Annotated in this window: 15 protein-coding genes; 8 read left to right on the forward strand and 7 right to left on the reverse strand. The window is 72.2% G+C overall.

All coding sequences use genetic code 11. The annotated features are described in order from the left end of the window. The first annotated feature begins 387 nt into the window (after positions 1 to 387). The gene (locus ABZ117_RS26465) at positions 388 to 1,428 is read left to right on the forward strand and encodes a LacI family DNA-binding transcriptional regulator (protein ID WP_356824287.1); all 1,041 of its coding nucleotides are present in this window, start codon (positions 388 to 390) and stop codon (positions 1,426 to 1,428) included. Positions 1,429 to 2,149: 721 nt separating this feature from the next. On the opposite strand, the gene ABZ117_RS26470 is transcribed toward ABZ117_RS26465, so the two are convergent. Next, positions 2,150 to 3,157 (reverse strand): YihY/virulence factor BrkB family protein, encoded by a 1,008-nt coding sequence (locus ABZ117_RS26470; RefSeq protein ID WP_356824288.1) that lies wholly within the window; start codon positions 3,155 to 3,157, stop codon positions 2,150 to 2,152. A 170-nt stretch (positions 3,158 to 3,327) separates the two neighbouring features. Here ABZ117_RS26470 and ABZ117_RS26475 point away from each other — a divergent pair, with 170 nt between their 5' ends. Then, the gene (locus ABZ117_RS26475) at positions 3,328 to 4,398 is read left to right on the forward strand and encodes a YihY/virulence factor BrkB family protein (protein WP_356824289.1); all 1,071 of its coding nucleotides are present in this window, start codon (positions 3,328 to 3,330) and stop codon (positions 4,396 to 4,398) included. 37 nt (positions 4,399 to 4,435) lie between these two features. Here ABZ117_RS26475 and ABZ117_RS26480 read toward each other — a convergent pair whose 3' ends face one another. From ABZ117_RS26480 to ABZ117_RS26495, 4 genes are all read right to left on the reverse strand, one after another. After that, positions 4,436 to 5,500, reverse strand: a complete 1,065-nt coding sequence (locus tag ABZ117_RS26480) for a hypothetical protein (RefSeq protein WP_356824290.1) — start codon at positions 5,498 to 5,500, stop codon at positions 4,436 to 4,438. Positions 5,501 to 5,577: 77 nt separating this feature from the next. After that, positions 5,578 to 6,432 (reverse strand): phosphatase PAP2 family protein, encoded by an 855-nt coding sequence (locus ABZ117_RS26485; RefSeq protein ID WP_356824291.1) that lies wholly within the window; start codon positions 6,430 to 6,432, stop codon positions 5,578 to 5,580. Beyond that, positions 6,429 to 7,247, reverse strand: a complete 819-nt coding sequence (locus tag ABZ117_RS26490; protein ID WP_356824292.1) for a VTC domain-containing protein — start codon at positions 7,245 to 7,247, stop codon at positions 6,429 to 6,431. The genes ABZ117_RS26485 and ABZ117_RS26490 overlap by 4 nt, the downstream gene beginning before the upstream one ends. Next, complete coding sequence (locus ABZ117_RS26495; RefSeq protein WP_356824293.1) at positions 7,244 to 7,897, reverse strand: DUF4956 domain-containing protein; 654 nt, start codon at positions 7,895 to 7,897, stop codon at positions 7,244 to 7,246. Before ABZ117_RS26495 ends, ABZ117_RS26490 begins: the two co-directional genes overlap by 4 nt. 152 nt (positions 7,898 to 8,049) lie before the next feature. Between ABZ117_RS26495 and ABZ117_RS26500 the strand changes: the two genes are divergently transcribed. Both ABZ117_RS26500 and ABZ117_RS26505 read left to right on the forward strand, forming a co-directional pair. After that, positions 8,050 to 8,721, forward strand: a complete 672-nt coding sequence (locus ABZ117_RS26500; protein WP_356824294.1) for a response regulator transcription factor — start codon at positions 8,050 to 8,052, stop codon at positions 8,719 to 8,721. Then, complete coding sequence (locus tag ABZ117_RS26505) at positions 8,718 to 10,091, forward strand: ATP-binding protein (RefSeq protein ID WP_356824295.1); 1,374 nt, start codon at positions 8,718 to 8,720, stop codon at positions 10,089 to 10,091. Before ABZ117_RS26500 ends, ABZ117_RS26505 begins: the two co-directional genes overlap by 4 nt. A gap of 496 nt (positions 10,092 to 10,587) precedes the next feature. On the opposite strand, the gene ABZ117_RS26510 is transcribed toward ABZ117_RS26505, so the two are convergent. Both ABZ117_RS26510 and ABZ117_RS26515 read right to left on the reverse strand, forming a co-directional pair. Then, on the reverse strand, positions 10,588 to 12,714 hold the full coding sequence (locus tag ABZ117_RS26510) for a cellulose binding domain-containing protein (protein ID WP_356824296.1): 2,127 nt from the start codon (positions 12,712 to 12,714) through the stop codon (positions 10,588 to 10,590). A 482-nt stretch (positions 12,715 to 13,196) separates the two neighbouring features. Further along, complete coding sequence (locus tag ABZ117_RS26515) at positions 13,197 to 14,420, reverse strand: MFS transporter (protein WP_356824297.1); 1,224 nt, start codon at positions 14,418 to 14,420, stop codon at positions 13,197 to 13,199. 369 nt (positions 14,421 to 14,789) lie between these two features. Between ABZ117_RS26515 and ABZ117_RS26520 the strand changes: the two genes are divergently transcribed. From ABZ117_RS26520 to ABZ117_RS26535, 4 genes are all read left to right on the forward strand, one after another. Further along, positions 14,790 to 15,413, forward strand: coding sequence for an RNA polymerase sigma factor (locus tag ABZ117_RS26520; RefSeq protein ID WP_356824298.1), 624 nt, complete (start codon positions 14,790 to 14,792; stop codon positions 15,411 to 15,413). Positions 15,414 to 15,418: 5 nt separating this feature from the next. Further along, positions 15,419 to 15,829 carry a hypothetical protein gene (locus tag ABZ117_RS26525; RefSeq protein ID WP_356824305.1) on the forward strand — a complete coding sequence of 137 codons (411 nt, stop codon included), beginning with the start codon at positions 15,419 to 15,421 and terminating at the stop codon, positions 15,827 to 15,829. Positions 15,830 to 16,223: 394 nt separating this feature from the next. Then, positions 16,224 to 17,123 carry a LysR family transcriptional regulator gene (locus tag ABZ117_RS26530; RefSeq protein WP_356824299.1) on the forward strand — a complete coding sequence of 300 codons (900 nt, stop codon included), beginning with the start codon at positions 16,224 to 16,226 and terminating at the stop codon, positions 17,121 to 17,123. A gap of 255 nt (positions 17,124 to 17,378) precedes the next feature. Continuing rightward, the coding region (locus ABZ117_RS26535; RefSeq protein WP_356824300.1) for a beta-ketoacyl synthase N-terminal-like domain-containing protein at positions 17,379 to 21,310 on the forward strand (3,932 nt) is incomplete at its 3' end.

Below are 21,310 nucleotides of genomic sequence, written 5' to 3' on the forward strand. Positions count from 1 at the left end.
CAGAGAGGGAAGCGGACGGCGGGCGGCCCCCGGCAGGCAGATGGTCGACCCCGGCAGGCGACGAGGGGTGGCCGGCAGGCAAGCCGGGTGGTGGGCGGACCCCGGCAGGCGACGAACAGTGACCGTCAGGCAAGCTGGGCAGCAGCCGGACCCCGACAGGCGGCGAGCGGAGGACGGACCCCGCCAGGCAGACGGACGGCCCCGACAGGCGGCGAGCGGTGGGCGACTTTCGGCACGCAGGCAGCCGGACCCCGGCAGGCGGCGAGCGGTGGCCGGTAAGCAAGCCGGGGGGAGGGCGGTCACGGCAGGGAGGCGGCGTCGCCGTGGGGAGGCTGGTGCCGGAGAGCGCTCTATGCGGTGCGCCCGGCGTGCCGTTAGGGTGCGGCCATGAGCAAACAGGCTCCGACCTTGGAGGACGTCGCCCGCGAGGCGGGGGTGTCCCGGGCGACTGTCTCCCGGGTCGTCAACGGCGTCCGCAATGTCGATCCCGCGATCCAGGAACTGGTGTGCCAGGCGATCGAGCAGACCGGTTACGCACCCAACCGGGCCGCCCGGTCGCTGGTGACCCGGCGCGCCGAGACCGTCGCCCTGGTGGTCTCCGGGGCGGGGGACGCGCCGGACGACAGCCAGGAGGCCTTCGCGGCCCGGGTCTTCGCGGACCCCTTCTTCGGGCGGGTGGTCGCGGGCGTCATCGGTTTCCTGCGCCCGCGCTCCATGCATCCGGTACTGATGTTCGCCGAGTCGGCCGAGGACCGGCGCGAGGTCCTCACCTATCTGCGGCAGGGCCGCGCCGACGGGGCGCTCGTCGTCTCCACGCACGCCCATGACCCGCTGCCCGCGCTTCTGGCCGAGGCAGAACTGCCCACCGTGCTGTTCGCCCGCCCGGCACGCCCGGTGCCGCTGAGCTACGTGGACCTGGACCACCGGGACGGCGGCCGGCTCGCGGCGGAACACCTGCTGGCACGCGGCTGCCGCAGGCCGGCCACCGTGGCCGGGCCGCTCGCCGTCGGCGCGAGTCAGGAACGGCTCGCCGGTTTCCGCGACACGCTGGCCCGCAACGGGCACCCGTACACGCCGGTCGTCGAAGGCGGCTTCACCTTCGACAGCGGCGTCACCGCCATGACGCGGCTCCTCGCCGAACAGCCCGACGTGGACGGTGTGTTCGCGGCCAACGACCTGATGGCCCAGGGCGCCTGCCAGGTGCTGCGGGAGCAGGGCAGGCGCGTGCCCGAGGACGTCGCGGTGATCGGCTTCGACGACTCCGGCATCGCGTCGGTTTGCCACCCCCCGCTGACCACGATCCGCCAACCGGTCGAGCGCATGGCGGCGCACATGGCCCGCCTCCTCGACGAACACGTCCGAGGAGAGCGGGCCGAGCCCACGTCCGTCATCTTCGACCCCGAACTGGTCGTACGGGACTCCGCGTGAACGCCCTACGGCCGTGGCCGGTTCCTCCGCCGAGCGGCCCGGCGACCCCGAGGCGAGCCGCTGTACGGACCGGTGCGGTGGCCCGTTGCGCTGCGAGGCGGGGGAAGAGCTTGCGCGCCTTGCGGTGGTCAGGTCGCGCCAGGTGTCGTTCTCGGGTGGGGGCGCGGTGTCGAGGGAGGCGAGCTGTGCGGTGATGCCGGCCTCGGGGGTGAGGCAGTAGTCACTGCCGTGGAGGAGGCGTTCGGTCCCGAAGGCGGCCGCCAGGTTCGAGCAGCTCTACCCCGCCACCACCGCGGCCCCGACCGGCGCGTCCGCCGAGCAGCTGGCCGGCGACACGGCCATCATCGAACAGACCTGCGACGTGACGTGCCCTTCGTCCTCGGCACCCTCCTCCCCCAGTGCTTCGCGCCCACCGCCCCGGCACCCATGGCCGCCGAGTGCGCGCCGTTCCCCGACACCGTCATGTCCTACTGGACGAACCGCGCGCGCAACGGCACACCCAACGCCGTCGACCTGCCCGGCCGGCCGCCCTACCAGGGCCCCGGCTCCGCGATCCCCCGACTCGACGCCAGGCCCACCCGCCCTCACCGGAGCGGACACGCGGCGGCTGTCCTTCCTCACGTCCTTCCTCGCGTCCTTCCGCACCGACGGGCGCCTCCGAGCCGCCTGGCGCACGGCGAACCGAACGCGCGCGGCGAACCGAACGCGGCCGGCGTCGGGGTCATGGGGGTCCCTTGTCACCGACGGCCGGCGGCGGAGGCTTGCCGAAGCGTACGGAGACCTTCTCGAAACCCTTGAAGGACTCGGTGGCCGCGTAGGAGCGGTAGGCGCGCAGGTCACCCGTGGCGAGGTGGACGTGGTCGGTGAACGGTGTGAGCAGGCTGCGCGGCCACAGCCGCAGGCTGCGCACGGCGATGATCTCGGCGGTGGCCAGGTACACCAGGGCGGCGAGGTAGATCCAGGCGAGCAGGCCGAGCACGATGCCGAACATGCCGTAGGTCGCGGTGGCGCCTCGCAGCACGTGTCCGACGTAGTAGGAGCCGCCCCACTGAAGTGCCTGCCACGCGGCGGCGGCTCCCAGCGCGGGGCCGTACATCGCGCGCAGCGGCAGCCGGCGCCGGGTCATCAGCCGGTAGCTCAGAAGCAGCAGCGCGGCGTTGACCACCACTCCCACCACACCGATGGCGACGCGGATGCCGACGGCCAGGCGCGTGCCGAAGATGTCGGCGGCGGATTCCGCCGTGGACAGCGCCGTCGTCAGCATGAGGCCGGCCGCGAGCAGCAGCAGGAAGTACAGGCCCCTGGCCCGGGAGCGCAGCGGGTCGGGCCTGGCGTGCCGCGGTACGGCGAAGATCTTGTTGAGGGCGTGCTGGACCGCCTGGGAGACCCCGAGGGCGCCGTAGAGGCTGCCGATGACACCTACCGCGAGGGCGGCGCCGTTGCCGTGGAAGGAGTGGATGTTGTGGCCGAGCTGGTCGCCGATCACCGGGATCTCGCCGAGCGCCGAGTGGAGCACCGACTGCTGCAACTGCGGGTTGCCGTGCAGGGAGGCGCTGAGGATGGCCACGAGGAACAGCAGGAGCGGGAAGAGGGAGACGAAGCCGTAGTAGGCCAGCAGTGCGGCGAGATAGGCCGCCTGGTCGTCGAAGAACTTGTACACCACCGCGAGCGGCATACCCGCCCACCGGTGCCGTCGCTGATAGCGGTCCAGCCGGGCCAGCACGTTCATGTGGCCTCCCACACCCTCGGCGGTCTCCGCGCCTCGGCGGGGCACCGCAGCATTCCCGTGCCCCGCACGAGCGATCCCACACCGTCCGGCGTGACCGGCCCCGTCGTCGGCCCTGCTGTTCCCCGCCGCCGAGCCGGCGTAACCCCACGGGCCGGGGTTATCCGGTGCGCATGGCGAATCTGCATCTTCCCGGCCGTGACCACGGCGAGCACGGCGAGCACGGCGAGAACCGAAAGAGCGAGGTACCGGAGCCCGAGGAGGCGGGGCCCGGCCCGGAGGTCGAGCGGCGGGCGCCGGACGCGCCGACGAAGCTGCCCCAGGGGGCATGGCTGCGAGTGCTGAAGGGTTCGCTGAAGGAGTTCCAGGACGACGAGCTGGCCGACCGGGCCGCCGCGCTGACGTACTACGGGGTGCTCTCCCTGTTCCCGGCTCTCCTGGTGCTGATCTCGCTGCTGGGCATCACCGGCAAGTCGGCCACCGACACGGTGCTGTCCCACCTCAAGCAGCTCGCCCCGGGTTCGGCCCGGGAGATCCTCACGCGGGCCGTGGTACAGCTGCAGGACCGCGCGGGCACCGGTTCGGTCATGGCGATCGTCGGTGTGGCGGTCGCCGTCTGGTCCGCCTCCGGCTACGTCGCCGCTTTCATCCGCGCGGCCAACGCCGTCTACGACATGCCCGAGGGCCGCCCCGTGTGGAAGGTCCTCCCCGTGCGTCTCGGCGTGACCGTCGTACTCATGGTGCTGGCGGTGGTCAGCGCCCTGATCGTGGTGTTCACCGGTGGCCTGGCCCACCAGGCGGGGGTGGCGCTCGGGATCGGGGACAGCGCGCTGACGGTGTGGTCGGTCGCCAAGTGGCCGGTGCTGGTGCTCCTGGTCACCATGATGATCGCGCTCCTGTACTGGGCGACGCCGAACGCGAAGGTGAGGGGCTTCCGCTGGGTGACGCCGGGCAGTTTCCTCGCCCTGGTCATCTGGATGATCGCCTCGACCGGGTTCGCGTTCTACGTGGCGAACTTCGCCTCCTACAACAAGACCTACGGCACCATGGCCGGTGTCATCGTCTTCCTGGTGTGGCTGTGGATCAGCAACCTGGCCGTCCTCCTGGGCCTGGAGTTCGACGCCGAGACGGCACGGCAGCGGGCGATCGCCGGCGGTCACCCGCCGCAGGCGGAGCCGTACGCCGAGCCGCGTGACACCCGCAAGTGGGACGAGCAGGACCTGCGCCGGGTGGACGAGGTCTGACCGCCGTGCGCGCGCCGTCTCCCGGCCACCCGGTGGTTCAGGCGGCGATGGTGGCCAGTCCGGCGATACCGACGAGATAGACGACGACCACGGTGATGCTGTCGATGCCCATCCGGGCGTACTGGCGGCGGGGACGGAAGACGAGGCCGGCCATGTAGATGACGGTGAGGATGATGCCGAGCGCGGTGAGGTAGATGTCGGTGTCGTGCGCGGCCGGCAGGACGGGCTTGCCGGAGATGAGGGTGGCCAGGAGGAAGAGAACCGGCAGGAACGCGTTGCCGCCGAAGATGTCGCTGACAGCGAGCTGGTAGTCGCCGAGCCGGGTGGACGTCAGGCCCGTGCTGAGCTCGGGCAGGGAGGTGGCCGCGGCGAGGACGGTCGCACCGAACAGCACCCCGCTCAGCCCCTGCCGGGCGAAGAGCTGCTCACCGCTGCGCTCGATGACCACGCCCGCCACCAGCGTCGCCAGCGCCGCCGCGGCGAAGACGAGCGCGGCACGGCGGGAGCCGACACCCTTGTCGGTCGCGGCCTTCTCCTTCTTCCCGCGGGAGTGACCGCGCGGTTCGGGCTGGCTGTCCGGGGCGTCACCGCCCTCACGCCACGGCAGCCCCCGGCCCGCCCGGTTCAGCAGCACCAGCCCGATCACCCACAACGCGGCGATCGCCACCGACGCCGGGGCCAGACGCGCGGCGTGCAGGTCCGGGGACAGCTGGGTGCCCATGACCACCACGGCCAGGATGACCACCACGAGCGCGCCCTCCAGCACCAGCTGGAGGCTGGCGGCCAGCCGGGTCAGCGGCGCGCGCGGACGCACCCCGGCGGCGTCCAGGACGGCGAGGACGACGGTCTGGATGGCGATGCCGCCGAGGATGTTGCCGACGGCGATGTCCAGTTGGCCGGCCAGGGCGGCCGAGACGGTGATGGCGATCTCCGGGAGGTTGGTCGCGATCGCCAGGAGGACGAGCCCGCCCAGGGCGCTCCCCAGATGGAGCCGTTCGGCGAGGACGTCGGTGGTGTCGGACAACTTGATGCCCGCGTACCAGATGACGGCCGCACTGGCCACGAACAACACGAGCAGCACCGGAGAGCTCAGAGATCCCATGCGTGTGCGGGTACCCGCCCGGAGCGGTGACTTGGCATGGCACATGTCCTGTGCCCCGGGCCGGCCCCGGTACGGGCTCAGTGTCCGCCGACGGCGAGTTCGTAGTCGCCGATGAGGTCGCCGAGCAGGGTCCCGGCCGTCAGATCGCTGCGGACGTGGCCGGCCATGTAGAGGCGGGAGTAGAGGACCTGGTCCTGCATCCAGCGGTAGTCCTCGGCCCGGTGCGGGGAGAGGGCGCCGAGGAGGGTGACCGCGGCGGCGGCACGGGTGGCGTGCCGGGAGGGGTAGGAGTACGGGCCCTTCGCACCGGCGGTGATGTGCTTCTCGGGGCGCAGGGCCGGGTCGAGGACGAAGGGAGCGGGCTGCTTGTCCCGGGCGGCGACCCGGTCGCTGATGGTCTTGGCCAGCTTCAGGGCCGACTTGAGCCGAGCCTTCTCTCCCTTGCCGCGCGCCGCGGGGATCAGCTCCCGCTGGTCGTGGAGGTACAGCTTCCAGATGTCCTTCTTGCCGTTGAGCTCCAGCCAGGTGGCGGCCTTCTTCCCGGCGGCGGTGCGGATCCTGGCCAGTGCCTGGACCTCGTGGAGTTCGGCGGTGCGCTCCTTCGCCGTGGGCGGTGCGGGGGTCTGCCGGGCGGCCCAGGCGGTGAAGGCCCTGTCGTCGCGGGTGGTGCCGTGCGCCGCTTTCCACCGGGCGAACAGGGCATCGGCCTTCGCGCGCTGGGTGGCGGCCTGCTTGCCGATCGCGGTGATCGCGGCGTCCGTGAACAGGGGCGGAGGCGGATTCCGTTTGATGCGGTCGGTCGCCGAGAGCTTCGGCTTCGACGAGGAAGCGGTGGGGATCAGCTGGGGCCGGAGCAGGCCGAAGGCGGCGGCCGCGGCGGCGAGCAGCGCGATGACGGCGTACGGCCAGGTGATGCCGCGCAGGGTTGTCATGCGGCGGGGGTCCTTTCGAGGAGCGGCGCGGGGATCGCCGCGGTGGTGAAGTGCGCGCGGGCGAGACGGCGTACGTCGTTGTCGGGCAGCCCGGGGGTGAGCAGGGCCCGGCCGACGATGTACTTGCTGACGGACACGGGCCGGGCCCCGAGACGCAGCAGCAGCCGGTCGGCGGGGGCGGCCCGGATGCCGCCCTTGGTCTCGACGAGGACGTGTCCGGGGTCGAGAGCGGCGGTGCGGTCGCCGTGGTGGCAGGTGAGGAGGCCGTCGAGGGTGACCCGGGTGCCGTGGTCCAGGTCGGCGAGGGCCGCGCGGACGTACCGCACCTCGGCGGCGGGGGCCAGTGCCGCGGTGGTGACGAGGATGTCCGACTGCCGCAGCACCTCGTCGACGAACCCGGCCGCGGAACCGTCCAGCCGGCCGTAGGCGTGGGCGGGGACCCGCACCGCGTGTTTGACGGTGGCGCCGCGGCCGTCCTTCGTCTTCACCTCCACCCGGCACAGTCCGTCCTCCGCGTACAGGCGGGTGCGCACCTTCCAGCGGCGGCGGCGGCGCTGGACGTGGGCGCGCCAGGCGCCGAGCTGCTCGGTGTCGAAGTAGGTGCTGAGGTAGCTCGTCGTGCGGCGGCCGGCCAGGTCGAGGACGTGGTGGCTGTCGGCGAGCCGGTCGACGAAGAGGCGTGCCCGGTCCAGGGGCAGCAGGTACTTGCGGTCGGTGCGGTGCTGGAGCGCGGCTGCCGCGTCGACCTCGGCGAGCGTGGCTCCGCGCAGCGCGGCCAGACCGAGGCCGGCCGTGAGCGGGGACGCGGACGTCATGAGAGAGGCACCTGCTCGCGCGGCTCCGTGTCCTGACCGGCGGCGGACCCGTCCGGCCCGGCGGGGTAGCGGGCCAGGACCCGGGTGGTCTCGCGTACGTAGTCGACCTCGTCGACCACCACCGACAGCGGCGCCTGACCGAAGCGGAGCGCGACGTCCTCGGCTATCAGGGAGGTTTCCGGGTAGATCCGGTCCAGGGTCAGCTTCACCGTACGGGCCGGCGGCTGGTAGGCGCGGGGGTCGTCGACCACCAGAACGGCCACCAGGACGACTGTGTCGAGGGCGATGACCAGCCAGCTGTCGCGCTGCGGAAGCCCGGTGCACAGGGCTGTGACCAGGGCCACGAACGTGTAGGCGACGTCGCGCAGGGTGAAGGCCGCGCTGCGCAGCCGGACCAGGGAGAGGATGCCGAACAGCCCGAAGCCGACCCCGGCGGGGAACTTGCCCGCGCTGATCGCGCTCATCGCCGCGAACAGCCCGACGTTCAGCGCGACCAGCACCAGCGGCATCGCCGGTGCGCTGGGGCGCCGCCGGTAGAGCCACCCGACCAGGATCAGCAGGGCGACGACGTCGAGACCGCCGCGCGCGGTGAGATCCGCCGGTGTGACGTGCTCGGTGATGCCCTTGGCGGCGAGCACCCATGAGTGCATGACTGTCCCTTCCGTCCCGGCACGTCGGACGGCGGACCGGTCGCGGCCCGCGGTGCACCGCGACGTGAAGGACGGTAGGGATGTCACATGAACGAACCATGAAGCCTTGCCGGCGGCCGGAGCCCGGATCCCGGGCGGTTAATCTGACCGGCATGCACTACCTGGTCGTCGATGACGAGACCCGCCTCACGGACCTCGTCGTCCGCTACCTCACCGAGTCAGGGCACACCGCCGAGGGCCGCTACGACGGCCCCTCCGGCCTGGCCGCCGCCCGTGACCCCCGTCTGGACGGGATCGTTTTGGACGTGATGCTGCCCGGGACGGACGGTGTCGAGGTCTGCCGGACCCTGCGCGGCGAGGGCATCGACGTTCCCGTGATCCTGCTCACCGCCCGCGGCGCCATCAGCGAACGGGTCGCCGGGCTGGACGCCGGCGCCGACGACTACATGGTCAAACCGTTCGCCATGGAGGAGCTGCTGGCCCGGCTGCGGGCGCTGTCCCGGCGCCGCCCCGACGGCTCCGGCCGTCTCCGGGTGGGCGACCTCGTCCTCGACCCCGAGCAGCAGCGGGCCTGGCGGGCGGACACTGAACTGGGCCTGTCCAGGCGGGAGTTCGCCGTGCTGCGCGTGCTGATGGAGAACGCCGGACGGGTCGTGACGCGCTTGCGGCTGCTCGAGGAGGTCTGGGACGGCGAGACCGACCTGCGCAGCAACGCCATAGACGTCCACGTCTCCAAGGTGCGCGCGAAGGCCGACCGCGCCTTCGGCCGTACGACGATCACGACCCTGCGCGGACGTGGCTACCGCCTGGAGACCGCCCCGTGACCCCGCCGGACGGGCCGCGGGCCTGGTTCGGGCGGCTGCCCGTCGTCACCCGTCTCGTCCTGGCCGTCGCCGTCACCATGTCGCTCGTGCTGACCGGAGCTGCCGGGCTGGTCTACTGGCGGGTCAGGACCGCCCTGGACCAACAGCTGCACGACGACCTGGCCGCCTACCAGCACAGCCTCGACCGGGCCGTGCGCGCGGGCACCGCGCTGCCGCCGGGCCCCAGTGGCAGCTTCTGCCAGGTCCTCGACGCGCGGGGCCGCGTCCTCACCTCCAGTGACGCCGGGGGCCGGCGGGCCCTGCTCACGGCCGCCGAGATCGACTCGGCCGCGCACGGGCACGGGGTACGGCGCGATGTCGGCTCCCTGCTGCCCATCACCCCGGACACGCTGCGCCTCCAGGCCGAGCGCGTCACGGCCGGCGGGAAGACACGCGTCGTCGTCGCCGCCGTTCGCCGGGGGCACCGCGACGAGGCCCTGCGCGAACTCCTCGCCCAGCTCGCCCTCGCCTCCGGACTGACCCTGATCGCCGCCTCCTACGTCGGCTACCGCACCGCCCGTGCCGCCCTGCGCCCCGTCGAGCGCTACCGCACCGCGGCGGCCGCCCTCGCCGACGGAGGGCAGGACCTGCGCCTGGACGTGCCGGCCGACCGCGACGACGAGATCACCCGCCTCGGCCACACCCTCAACCGCATGCTCGACCGTCTCGAGGCGTCCGCGGTCCGCGAGCACCGGTTCCTCGCGGACGCCAGCCACGAGCTGCGCACCCCGCTGTCCCTGCTGCGGGCCGAAGTCGACGTCGCGCTGCACCGCCCCCGCTCGGCCGCGGAACTCACCGAGACCCTGCGCTCCGTGGACGCCGAGGTCCAGCGCCTGATCGATCTCTCCAACGCCCTGCTGGGCCTGGAGGAACTCGGCAGCACCGACCACATCACCAGGGCACCCGTGCGACTCGCCGACCTCGTGGAGACGGCGGTGGCCCCGCATCTGCGCACCGCCGAACAGGCCGGGCGCGCCCTCACCTCCGACGCGGCGGACACGACCGCCGACATCGACGCCCGATGGCTGCGGCCCGCCGTCGGCAACCTCGTCGACAACGCCCTGCGCCACGGACACGGGACCGTCCACCTCACGGCGACCGTCCACGGAGCCAGGCTCCGGCTGCGCGTCACCGACGAGGGACCCGGCTTCCAGCCTGAGTTCCTGCCCCGGGCGTTCGACCGCTTCGCGCGCGCCGAGGCCAGCCGTACCAGCGCGGGATCCGGTCTGGGGCTCGCCTTCGTGCACGCGGTGGCCGCCGCCCACGGAGGCACCGCGCGGGCCGAGAACACCGGCGGCGGGGCCGCCGTGACCCTCGACCTGCCCTGCTGATCGACGAGGTCACCCGCCGGGACGCCGGCTGCCGGCTCACGCCGCCTGCGATGTCAGCAGGGGGGCAGATGCCTGCCAGCCGGAACAGTCGTGCGACGGGGGGTGTCAGCGGTCCGGTCACGGAGAAGCTCACCCCGGGATCCCGGCAGTGGCCGCGGGCCCCGGCAGGACGTTGCAGCCCGGAGCGGTCGCGGAAGGTGACCCGGCTGACGTACGCCTCCACACGCCGGGCGGCGCTGGGCACGGCGGCCCGCGCCTCGTCGGTCGGCCGGCACGCGGACACGTGGTCCGTCTCGCCTGTCACGGTCACGGTCGCGACCGTGCCGCTGCCCACCGCTGTGCCGGACACGCGCAACCGCTCGCCGGGCTGCCTTCCTCAGGCGCTGTTCACCCCGTCGGCGTTCCGGTTGCGCGACAGCGAGTCAACGCCCCGCTGCGGGACGGGACCCGCCCGGGAGCAGGCCGCCTGCGGCCCCCTTCCCGGGCGGGCCGGGTGTCAGCCGCCCGAGCAGACGGTGCCGTTGAGGCGGAAGACCGTCGGGTCCGGGTTGGGCCCGTCATTGGCGCCGACGAATCCGAAGGAGGCCGTCGATCCGCCGTCCGGGGCCAGCGGCCCGGCGCCCTCGGGGGCGGTCACCCGCACGTGCGAGCCGGTCTGGTGGAACGTGGCGCCCCAGCCGGAGGACACCGACTGATGGTCGGTCGGCCAGTCCCAGTCCACGGTCCAGCCGGTGATCGCCGTATCGGAGAGGTTGCGGACGGTGACCGTGGCCACGAATCCGTTGCCCCAGCCCGTGTCGCGGTGATACGTCACCGCGCAGGTGGCGTCCGCCGGGGTGCCGGTGGTGAAGGCCAGCGGAGAGGACGGGGCGGAGAGCCGTCCCGAGGCGTCGGCCGCCAGCACGTCGACCGTGTGGGTACTGCCCGGCGGCAAGTTGCGCAGGGTCACGGAGGTGCCGGTGGTCTCGCCGGCCAGGCGGGTGTGGACGCCGTCGCGCTCCTGGACCAGATAGCGGGCGGCGCCCGGCGCGCCCTCCCAGGACAGGCGCGCGGTGGTGTCGGTCACCGCTTCCAGTCGCGGGGTGCCCGGCGTTCCGGCGGCCGAGGCACCCGGCCCGGTGCCGGCCCGCGGTTCGAGGGTGACGGTGAGCAACGCGTACGGCGGCACGGTCACCTGGGACGCGGACGCCTCCCCGCCGGTGACCTCGGTGATGTCGCTGTCGCCGCGTGCGTAGCGGCTGACCTTCGGTGCGGTGCCGGACGGGGTGAAGCCCGCGTACGCGAGGTCCACGGTCCGTGCGGCGTCCGGGTTCTCGTTGACGAGCAGGACGCTCAGGCGCCCGTCGCGACGGAGCACGGCGTGTGCCGAGACGTCCTGCGCGGAGGACGCGGCAGCGACCATGGTGTCGCCCGCGGTGCCCAGTTCGCTGGTCATCTTCATGCCGTAGTAGGGGTGGAACGGTGTGTTCGGTGCCGGCTCGCACACGTCTGCGGTGCAGGCGCCGCTGGAGAGCATTCCCATGTCGCCGTAGTCGGTCTCGCCGTCGACGGTGGTGATCCCGCCCGCCCCGTTGTGGGTGTTCCACCAGTCGACGCTGAAGACGCCGTTCTCCATGGCCGTCATGAACGCGTCGGCGGCGAACAGGCCGTTGGGGCGGGCGGTGAGCCGAGCGCCACCGGTGTTGGCGTTGATCTCGGTGAGGGCGATGCCGATGCGCGGTGAGCCGGTGCCCGCGTACCGGTCGATCTGGCTGCGCACCTCCCGCAGTTCACCCGGCAGCCTGGCCAGCCGCGCCGTGGCGTCCTGGGCCGTGGTGTCGGATCCGCCCGCGTACCAGTGGACGCTCACGAAGTCGACGACGTCGGCCACTTGGGAGAGCACGGTGTGGTTCCAGTCGCCGGGATCGCCGTCGCCGACCACGCCGTCCGGCCATTCGCCCGGAGCGGTGAGGACGGCGCCGATCTTCACGGTCGGGTCGACGGCCTTCATGGCCGCGGCGTAGGCGCGCACCTGGCGGGCGTACTCCTGGGGGCTCTTGTCCGCGTGTTCGTCGTGCTCCCAGCCGCTGCCGTAATGGCCGTTGCCGTAGATCTCGTTGCCGATCTCCCAGTACTTCGCGCCGTAGTTCTTGGTGACGTTCGCGTACCGCACCCAGCCGGCCGCCTCCTCGGGCGTGCCCGAGCCGTAGTCGGCGATGAGGATCGGCTGCGCGCCGGTGGCGCGGACGGTGTCCATGAAGGAGTCGAAGCCGGTTCCCGGCGCGACATATCCCCCGGGCGCCGTGTGCGTCTGCCAGTGGTAGATGTCGGCGTACGAACCGCCGGGGTAGCGCATCGCCCCGACGTCGGCCGCCTTCATCAGGCGGGCGACCTCGGGATCGTTCATGTGCGAGTCCCAGATGGCGGTGTTGACGCCACGGGCGGTGCCGGACAACCGGCCCAGCGACGCCTGGGCGTTGACCTGGACCTCTGCGTCCGCGGCGCCGGCCGCCCGCGGTGCGGCGGGTGCGATGCCGGCCAGCGGGGACAGCAGGGCCAGCGCGGCGGCCAGGACGGTCGCGCCGCGCGCGAGGGGGCGAAAGCCGGCACCGGCCGGCCGGGCGGGTCTGCGCAGTGGGGACATGCGGGGTCCTCCCTAGGTGGTCCGGCGGCGCGGGCAGGGGGAGCAGGTGTCGCACCTCGGCGCCGGACAGGCGGAGTGCCGCCGCGCCGGCAGGACGTTCGGCGCCGGTGACACGGAAGCGGAGCGGGAGTGCGTGGCGATCGTGCGCGTGCGGGCGGCGTCCGGAACACGCCGTGGGAGCGCTCCCATGATGGGAGGGGTGCGACGCCTTGTCAACGCCTGGGCAGTGGAGTGGTGAGGCGGGCGACGGCGGAACGTGGGGACGGAGCGGCCCCGGCGACGTGGGTCGTATCGCCTTCGGTGTGCTCGACGTCCGCGATGGTGCGGGGCGCCCGTGGCATTCGTCCCGTCATCGTGGCCCTGGGACCCGGCGGGGCCCGACTCTCCCGCGCGGGCCCCGTCCAGGGCCGGACACTCATACAGCTGTCAAGACGGCAACTGGTGGAAGCGGTGCGGTGTACCGGCTGCCGGCCTGCCGCGGATCACGCGCCGACCGTCTCGGCCCGGACCGCGCGGGTGCGGACGACGGAGGGCCGGGAGAAGACGGTGACGGCGACGGAGAGCGCGGCCACAACGGTGATCGTCGTACCGGGGCCGAGGTACTGGGCGAGGCCGCCGGCGATCGCGGCTCCGATGCCCTGCCACGTCATCCGGCCGGCGGACTCGACGCCCTGGACCTGGCCGCGGACCGGGTCCGGGGTCAGCGCGAGAAGCTGTTCCTGGAGCGGCAGGGTGGCGGCGAACCCGGCGCCGGCCACGAACACCGCGACCGCCACCACCGGCGTGGGGGGCTCGACGGCGAACAGCAGGTACGGCACGGCGAGCAGCAGGCGCAGGGCGAAGGCGTAGCGACGGCGCCGGTCGGCGTCGAGCAGACGGCCGACCGTCAGGTCTCCGAGGAGCATGCCGGCCGATCCGGCGGCCAGAAGAGTCCCCGCGTCGTCCGGGGCGTAGGAGAGGAACAGGGCCTCGCAGCCGACGATCAGGCCGTTGGGAACCCACAGGTTCAGCAGCAGCACCCGCCGGCCGGGGTGGGAGAACATCGCGATGTCGGTCGCCCAGGTCTGCCGCAGGCCGGGGCGCCGGGTCAGCCGGATCGAGTGTTCCCGGACGGTCGCCGCCACGACGCCCAGCGCGAGTGCGGTCAGGCCGGCGGCGATGACGAAGACCTCCTGCGGGCTGAGGTACCGCAGCAGTACGGCGCCGATGGCGTACCCGAGGATCGCCATGCCGCCCGACGTGATGTTCATCAGCGACCGGGCGAGCGCGTACGTGGCGGTTGGCACGACCTCGGCGAGCAGGCCCATTCGTGTTCCCGTGCCGAGGGACTGGAAGAAGCCCAGCACCAGGAGGAGGGCGAACCGGACCGCCAGCGGCAGCCCGGGGATCGCCTGTGCGGCAACGCCCGCCAGCGAGACGCACTGGAGCAGGACGAGGGTCCGGCGAGGACGGTTGCCGTCCGCGACCGACATCAGCGTCAGGGCGCCCAACACCGTGGCGAACGTCGCGCCGTACATGCTGACGGCTGTCAGGAACGGGGACCGGGTCTGGTGGTTGACCAGTGTGCCGAGTGCGAAACCCGACAAGGTGGCCGCGGAAGCCGTGAGCGTGGAGCCGGCGTACAAACCGGCGAACTCACGGTTGCGCAGCAGGGCGCGGTAGCTGGTGGGGGGCGGCGTGACGGGCACGGAGGTGTGAGAGGGCATGAAAAAAGCCTCCGCGCGCACCTCTTGGGGCGCCGAAGGCCAACGCGATCACTCTAACACGGCGACGGAGCCCGTGCCCGGTACCAGCGCGCCGAAGGCGCCGCGGTCCGGGGCCCGCCCCGACCGGTGGCGAGCCGGCCCGGGAAGTTTCTTCGGCCGGAGCCGAATCCTTTTCGGGGGTCCCCGTCTCTTATCGGTGTACGGCCGCGAGGGCCGGCGGAGACCAGGAGGAAAAACCATGATCATCGGCATCGTAGTGATCGGCGCAGTGCTCGTCGGCGCGTGCAGCTGGCACCTGACGAAGCGCATGCGGAGCCGGAGCTGACCAGTGCCTGCGGGCACGACGCTTTGCGGGTATGAGTAGGACGCATGAACCGTAGCTTCTCCTGGCCGGACGAGCGGCTGATCAAGGCTGCCCAGGACGGCGACGTCACCTCGCTCACCACCGTCGTCATGGAATCGCAGCCTCATGTGCGCAAGTTCGCCATATCGCTGTGCGCCTCACCGCAGGACGCGGAGGACGCGGCACAGGAGGCGCTGATCATCCTCTACCGGAAGATCGGCACCCTACGGGCCTCCGGTGCGCTCGCCGCATGGATGTTCCGGATCGTGCGCCACGAATGCCTCCGGCAGGTACGGCTGCTCGTCTCGCGGAGCGAGGAGACGGCGGCCGAACCGGAGGCGTGCACGGAGCCGTCCGCCGAGGACGCGGTGCTGCGCAGGATGGAAGCGGAGCGGGTCGCCGCCGCGATCAGCGCTCTGCCCCGCGACCAGCGGCAGGTCCTGATCATGCGGGATGTGCAGGGCCTGCCCGGTGGCGTCGTCGCCCGATCGCTCGGTCTGAGCACCGCCGCGATGAAGTCGCGGCTGCACAGAGCCCGCGCGACACTGCGTCACTCACTGGCCCTGACCGACCAAGGATCCGATCAGGGCCCCGATCGAGCACCCGACCAAGCAGCCGATCGTCCAGCCGGAGGAGAGTTACGACCTTGAACACCGTGAAGCTCACGAAGAACACGAAGGCCCCGGCCGCCGGGAAACCCGCGGCGCCGGAGCTGAACTACGCCAGCAAGTCCGTCACGCGCCATCTGGTGCGCGGCGTCATCGGCTTCGGGCTGGTCATCGGCTCGATCGCCCTGGTGCCGGTCGTCGGCCCGGTCAGCCTGGTGGCGGCCCCACTGGGCCTGGTCGCCTTCCGCGGCTGCCCCACCTGCTGGATGGTCGGCCTGGCGCAGACCATCTCCCGTGGCCGTCTGGAGCGCGACTGCGTGGACGGCGTCTGCACGCTGACCAAGGCGGACCCGGCGAAGAAGGCCACGGCCGAGCCGTCGGCCGGCATCACCGTCCCGGCACACCTCCCCGTGTCGACCCTCCCTGCATCGGCGCCCGGCGAGCATTCGAACCTCTGACCTACCGCTCGGGAAGAAAAAGATCAGGGCGCCAAGACCGAGATACGCGAAAGCCCTCCCGGCGTCGACAGGATCCGGGAGGTGACTTTCAGCTTTGGCGTTTGCGGTCGTCCTGGTGCCAGCTGGGAGTACTTCCTACCTCCCACAGCTGAGCCGGCCTATACGCACACGCATATATCGAACACGCATGCCCCTATCAAGGCGTGCGCCTGGTCATTTATGGGACTTAGGCGTTCCGTTTCCAGCGGCGCGGTGTGCAGTGATCGACACAGCGGGCACATGACCGGAACAAGCGATCGAAGAGCTTCTTCATACCCCGATCTCAGCACGGCTTTGCCCGGCGATCCAATATCTTCTCGGTACCGGTGGCAAAGGATTGGGTATCGTATCGGCCATGGACTTACGGGGGTTGCGTTACTTCGTGACGGTGGCGGAGGAAGGCAATGTCAGCCGTGCGGCCCGGCGCCTGCACATGTCCCAACCGCCGCTCAGCCAGCGCATCCGTGAGCTGGAGACCGAGTTGGGCTGCGAACTGTTCGTCCGTGGCCCCAGGGGAATGAGACTGACCCCGGCCGGCGATGTACTGCTGGAAGAAGCCAGGGTGCTGCTCGCGGGAGCGGACCGGGCCAAGGAACGGGTGGTGCGGCAGGTCACCGGCGCCCGGTCACTGCGAGTCGGGGTGCTCGGGCCCGGTGAGGCCACTCTGTCGGAACCCGTTGCCCGAGCCTTCGCGAGCAATCATCCGGAGGCCGTGGTGAGCCTGCGGCAGGGCGATCTGACCGACCCGACGATGGGTCTCGCGGCCGGTGCGATCGACGTGGCGATCACGTGGACCCCCTTCGACATGACCGGTATGGCAGTGCGCGCGATCCAGGAGGACCGCTGCTTCGCGGCCGTCGCCGCGGACAGTCCGTTCGCCGGGAGGAGTTCCCTGACCAGGGGCGACATCGACCACAGCAGCTCCATCCGCTTGCCTGCCGGGGTCGATGCGAGCTGGCGGGCCCACTGGCAGCCGTCCGCGTCGGGCGGTGGCCCGGAGGTGCGCTCCCTCGACGAGTGCCTGCACGCGGTGCTGTGGCAACGCTCGATCGCACTGGTACCCGAATCGGCTCTGCGACGGCACGCGGTCGAGGGCATCGCCTTCCGGCCGGTGGCCGACCTGCCGCCCACACGGCTGGTCCTCGCCTGGCGGCGCGACGACCGGTCGCCGCTCGTGACGGCGTACGTCGACGCATTTTCCGCGGCACGAAAAAAGGGTTCAGCGCCCCGGCAGGAACGCGTTGTTCACACGTAGTCGACACCGCGGCCACGCCCCATGCCGATCTCCCGCGATTATGCGGTATATCGAGTTCCGGATTACGAATCCCCCACTCCTCTCCGGCTCGAGTGACGTTACCCGGTGGATACCGGAAACCCGTTGAGACGTTCTGGGTGGTTTTGGTTTACGCAGAGCGCGGCTCGGTGCTACCGTCCGAATCCGACTTGAAGTCCGGCCAGACGTCAAGTCGGCAGCACGATGATCACGCTTCACGGGGGGAGCAACCGAACCATGATCCGCCATGCCCAGATATATGCAGGACCTCCATCGGCTGACACGACACGAAACGGGTCGGGCGATGTGGAAAATGCGGAACAGCCGGCCGGGGACCGGGAACCGCAACCGCTGTCCGATCAGCTCGACGACCGGACCATTGCCGTAATCGGACTTTCGTGCCGTTTTCCCGGCGGTTCAGGTCCTGCCGAATTCTGGGACCTTCTGCGGAACGGCCGCGACGCCATAGCAGACCCGCCCCCGGACCGCGCCCACCTCGCAGCCTTATCGGAGGGGTCGCCGCGCCGCGGTGGTTTTCTGCCCTCAGTCGACACTTTCGATGCCGGGTTCTTCGGCATATCCCCACGTGAAGCCGCCGCCATGGACCCGCAGCAACGGCTTGTGCTGGAACTGGCCTGGGAGGCGCTGGAGGACGCCGGCATCGTCCCGGCCACGCTCGGCGGCACCGACACCGCCGTCTTCGTCGGCGCGATCGCCGACGACTACGCGGCGCTCACCCACGCGGCCGGACCCGGCGCGATTTCCGCGCACACGGTGACCGGGCTGCACCGGGGCATCATCGCCAACCGGGTCTCCTACGCCCTCGGCCTGCGGGGCCCGAGCATGGTCATCGACACCGCCCAGTCGTCATCGCTGGTCGCGGTCCACCTGGCCTGCGAGAGCCTGCGCCGCGGCGAGTCCACCGCGGCGCTGGCCGGCGGCGTCAGCCTCAACCTCGCGCCGGAGAGCACACAGGCCCTGGCGGCCTTCGGCAGTCTCTCGCCGGACGGCCGATGTTACGCTCTCGACGCCCGTGCGAACGGCTACGTCCGAGGTGAGGGCGGCGGCCTGGTGGCACTCAAACTTCTCAGCCGGGCCCTGGCCGACGGGGACCGCATCCACTGCCTGATACGCGGCGGGGCCATCGGCAGCGACGGCGCCAGCGAGACCCTCCCCACCCCGAACGGACCAGCCCAGGAACGTGTGCTGCGCGACGCCTGGAAGCACGCGGGAATCCCGCTGGAGCAAGCGCAGTACGTCGAGATACACGGATCGGGCACCCGGGTCGGGGACCCCGTCGAAGCATCGGCTCTGGGCGCCGTCTTCGCCCCGGCCCGCACACCAGAGAACCCGCTCAGGCTCGGCTCCGTCAAGACGAACATCGGCCACCTCGAAGGGGCCGCCGGCATCGCCGGACTCGTCAAGACCATCCTCTGCCTCAACAAGCGCGAGCTCGTCCCGACCCTGAACTACCGCACCCCCAACCCCGGCATACCGTTCGCCGACCTGCGACTCGCCCCTACCACCGCCACCGGCCCGTGGCCGCGCCCCGACCGGCCGCTCGTCGCGGGCGTGACCTCCGTCGGGATGGGCGGCACCAACTGTCACCTGGTGCTCAGCGAGTGGCCGGACGCGGTCGCGACGACCGACGTGAACACACCGGGAGAGGAACGGAGTCCGGACGGGCAGGGCGGCGGTCCCGTCCCCTGGGTGCTGTCCGGGCGCGGTGACGCGGCGCTGCGCGCGCAGGCCGCCCGGCTCCGCGACCACCTCACGGACCACCCGGAGTCCGGCGTCACCGAGGTGGCCCGGGCCCTCGCCCACGACCGCACCGCGTTCACCCACCGGGCCGTGCTCGTCGGTGCCGGCCGGGACGACCTGCTGACCGCCCTGGACGCGGTCGCCGACGCCCGGGTCAGCCCGGCCGCGGTCGAGGGCAGCAGCCCGCGAACCCGCCGCACGGCAGTGTTCGTCTTCCCCGGACAGGGCTCGCAGTGGGCGGGCATGGCCGCGGAACTCCTCGACAGCGAGCCGGTGTTCGCACGGGTCGTCGAGGACTGCGAGCGTGCGCTGCGCCCCTACCGTGACTGGTCGCTGACCGACGTGCTGCGTGCCCGTCCCGGCGCGCCCGCCCTGGAACGCGACGATATCGTACAGCCCGCCCTGTGGGCCGTGATGGTCGGCCTGGCCGCACTGTGGCAGGCGGCGGGCGTCGAACCCGCCGCGGTCGTCGGTCACTCGCAGGGTGAGATCGCCGCCGCCACCGTCAGCGGCGCCCTCGGCCTCGACGACGCGGCCCGGCTCATCGCCGTACGCAGCGCGGCCCTCGGCGTGCTGGCCGGGCGCGGCGGCGGCATGCTCACCGTGTCGCTGCCCGCAGACCGGGTACGGGAGGACATCGCGGATCGCCCGCAGCTCAGTGTGGCGGCCGTCAACTCCCCCGGCATGACCGTGGTGGCCGGCGACGGCGACGCCCTGGACGCGCTGGCCGCGCACTACGGCGACGACGTCCGCACCCGGCGCGTCCCCGTCGCCTACGCCTCGCACAGCCCGCACGTCGACGCCGTACGGGACACGCTGCGCGCGGACCTGGCCGGGATCGCGCCCCGCGCCGGGCGGGTGCCGCTGCACTCCACGGTGACCGCGACAGCGCTGGACGGCCCCGGCCTCGACGCCGACTACTGGTTCCGCAACCTGCGCGAACCCGTGCGGTTCCAGCCGACCGTACGGGCCCTGCTCGACGCGGGGCACGATCTGTTCATCGAGATGAGCCCGCACCCGGTGCTGACGCTCGCCGTCCAGCAGACCGCGGAGGCCGCGGACCTGCCGGTCACCGCGCTGGGCACCTTGCGCCGCACGGAAGGCGGTCCGCAACGGCTGCTGCTCGCGTTCGGCGAGGCGTTCTGCCACGGCGCGGAAGTGGACTGGTCCGCCGTCCTGCCGGCCGGCACCGTGCGCGCCGAGCTGCCGACGTACGCCTTCCAGCGGCGTCGGCACTGGATCTCCGGGCAGCGCACGGCCGTTGCCGCCGTGCCGACGGCCGGCACCGAGCCGCCGCCGGAGACATCAGCGCTCGCGGAGGAGACCGCGGAAGCCCCGGAGACCGGACCGCCCCGGTCACTGTCCGGCCCCGCCGCCCTGGAGCTGGTACGGGCGCACGCCGCCGCCGTCCTCGGCCACCACCGCTCCGACGACGTCGAACCACGCCTGCGGTTCAAGGAGTTGGGTTTCGATTCCTCGATGGTCGTCGAGCTGCGCGACCGACTCGTCACCGCCACCGGACGCACACTGCCCACCACCGTGGTCTACGAGCACCCCAGCCCCGCCGAACTGGCCGCGATGCTCAGCGACCCGCAGACGCCTGCGCACACCGAGCCGAACCGCGACACGGCGGCCCTCGCGCCCCGTTCCGGCCATGACGACCCCGTGGTGATCGTCGGCATGGGCTGCCGTTTCCCGGGCGGGGTGGAATCGCCGGAGGGGCTGTGGCAGGTCGTCGCCCAGCAGCGCGACGTGATCTCCGGCTTCCCGGCCGACCGGGGCTGGGACCTGGACGGCCTCTACCACCCCGACCCCGCGCAGGTCGGCACCACATACGTCCGGCACGGCGGTTTCCTGGAGGGCGCGGCCGAGTTCGACGCCGAACTGTTCGGGATCTCTCCGCGTGAGGCGCTGGCGATGGACCCGCAGCAGCGTGCCTTCCTCGAGGTGTGCTGGGAGGGGCTGGAACGCGCCGGCATCGCCCCGGACTCCCTGCGCGGCACCCAGACCGGCGTGTTCGCCGGCGTCATGCCTCAGGAGTACGGTCCTCGGCTCGGTGAGGCGGCTGCCGGTGCGGCCGGGTTCGGCCTCACCGGAACCACCTCCAGTGTCGCCTCCGGCCGGGTCGCGTACACCCTCGGCTTGCAGGGCCCGGCGCTGACGGTGGACACCGCGTGCTCCTCGTCCCTGGTCGCCCTGCACCTGGCCGTACGTGCCCTGCGCTCGGGCGAATGCTCACTCGCCCTCGCCGGCGGCGTGACGGTCATGTCCACACCCGGCATCTTCATCGAGTTCTCCCGTCAGCGGGGTCTCGCGGCCGACGGGCGGTGCAAGTCGTTCTCGGCGGACGCCGACGGCACCGCCTGGGCCGAAGGCGTCGGCATCCTCGTCGTCGAGCGGCTCTCGGA

Source organism: Streptomyces sp. NPDC006309 (genome assembly GCF_040613095.1).
GTDB lineage: Bacteria > Actinomycetota > Actinomycetes > Streptomycetales > Streptomycetaceae > Streptomyces.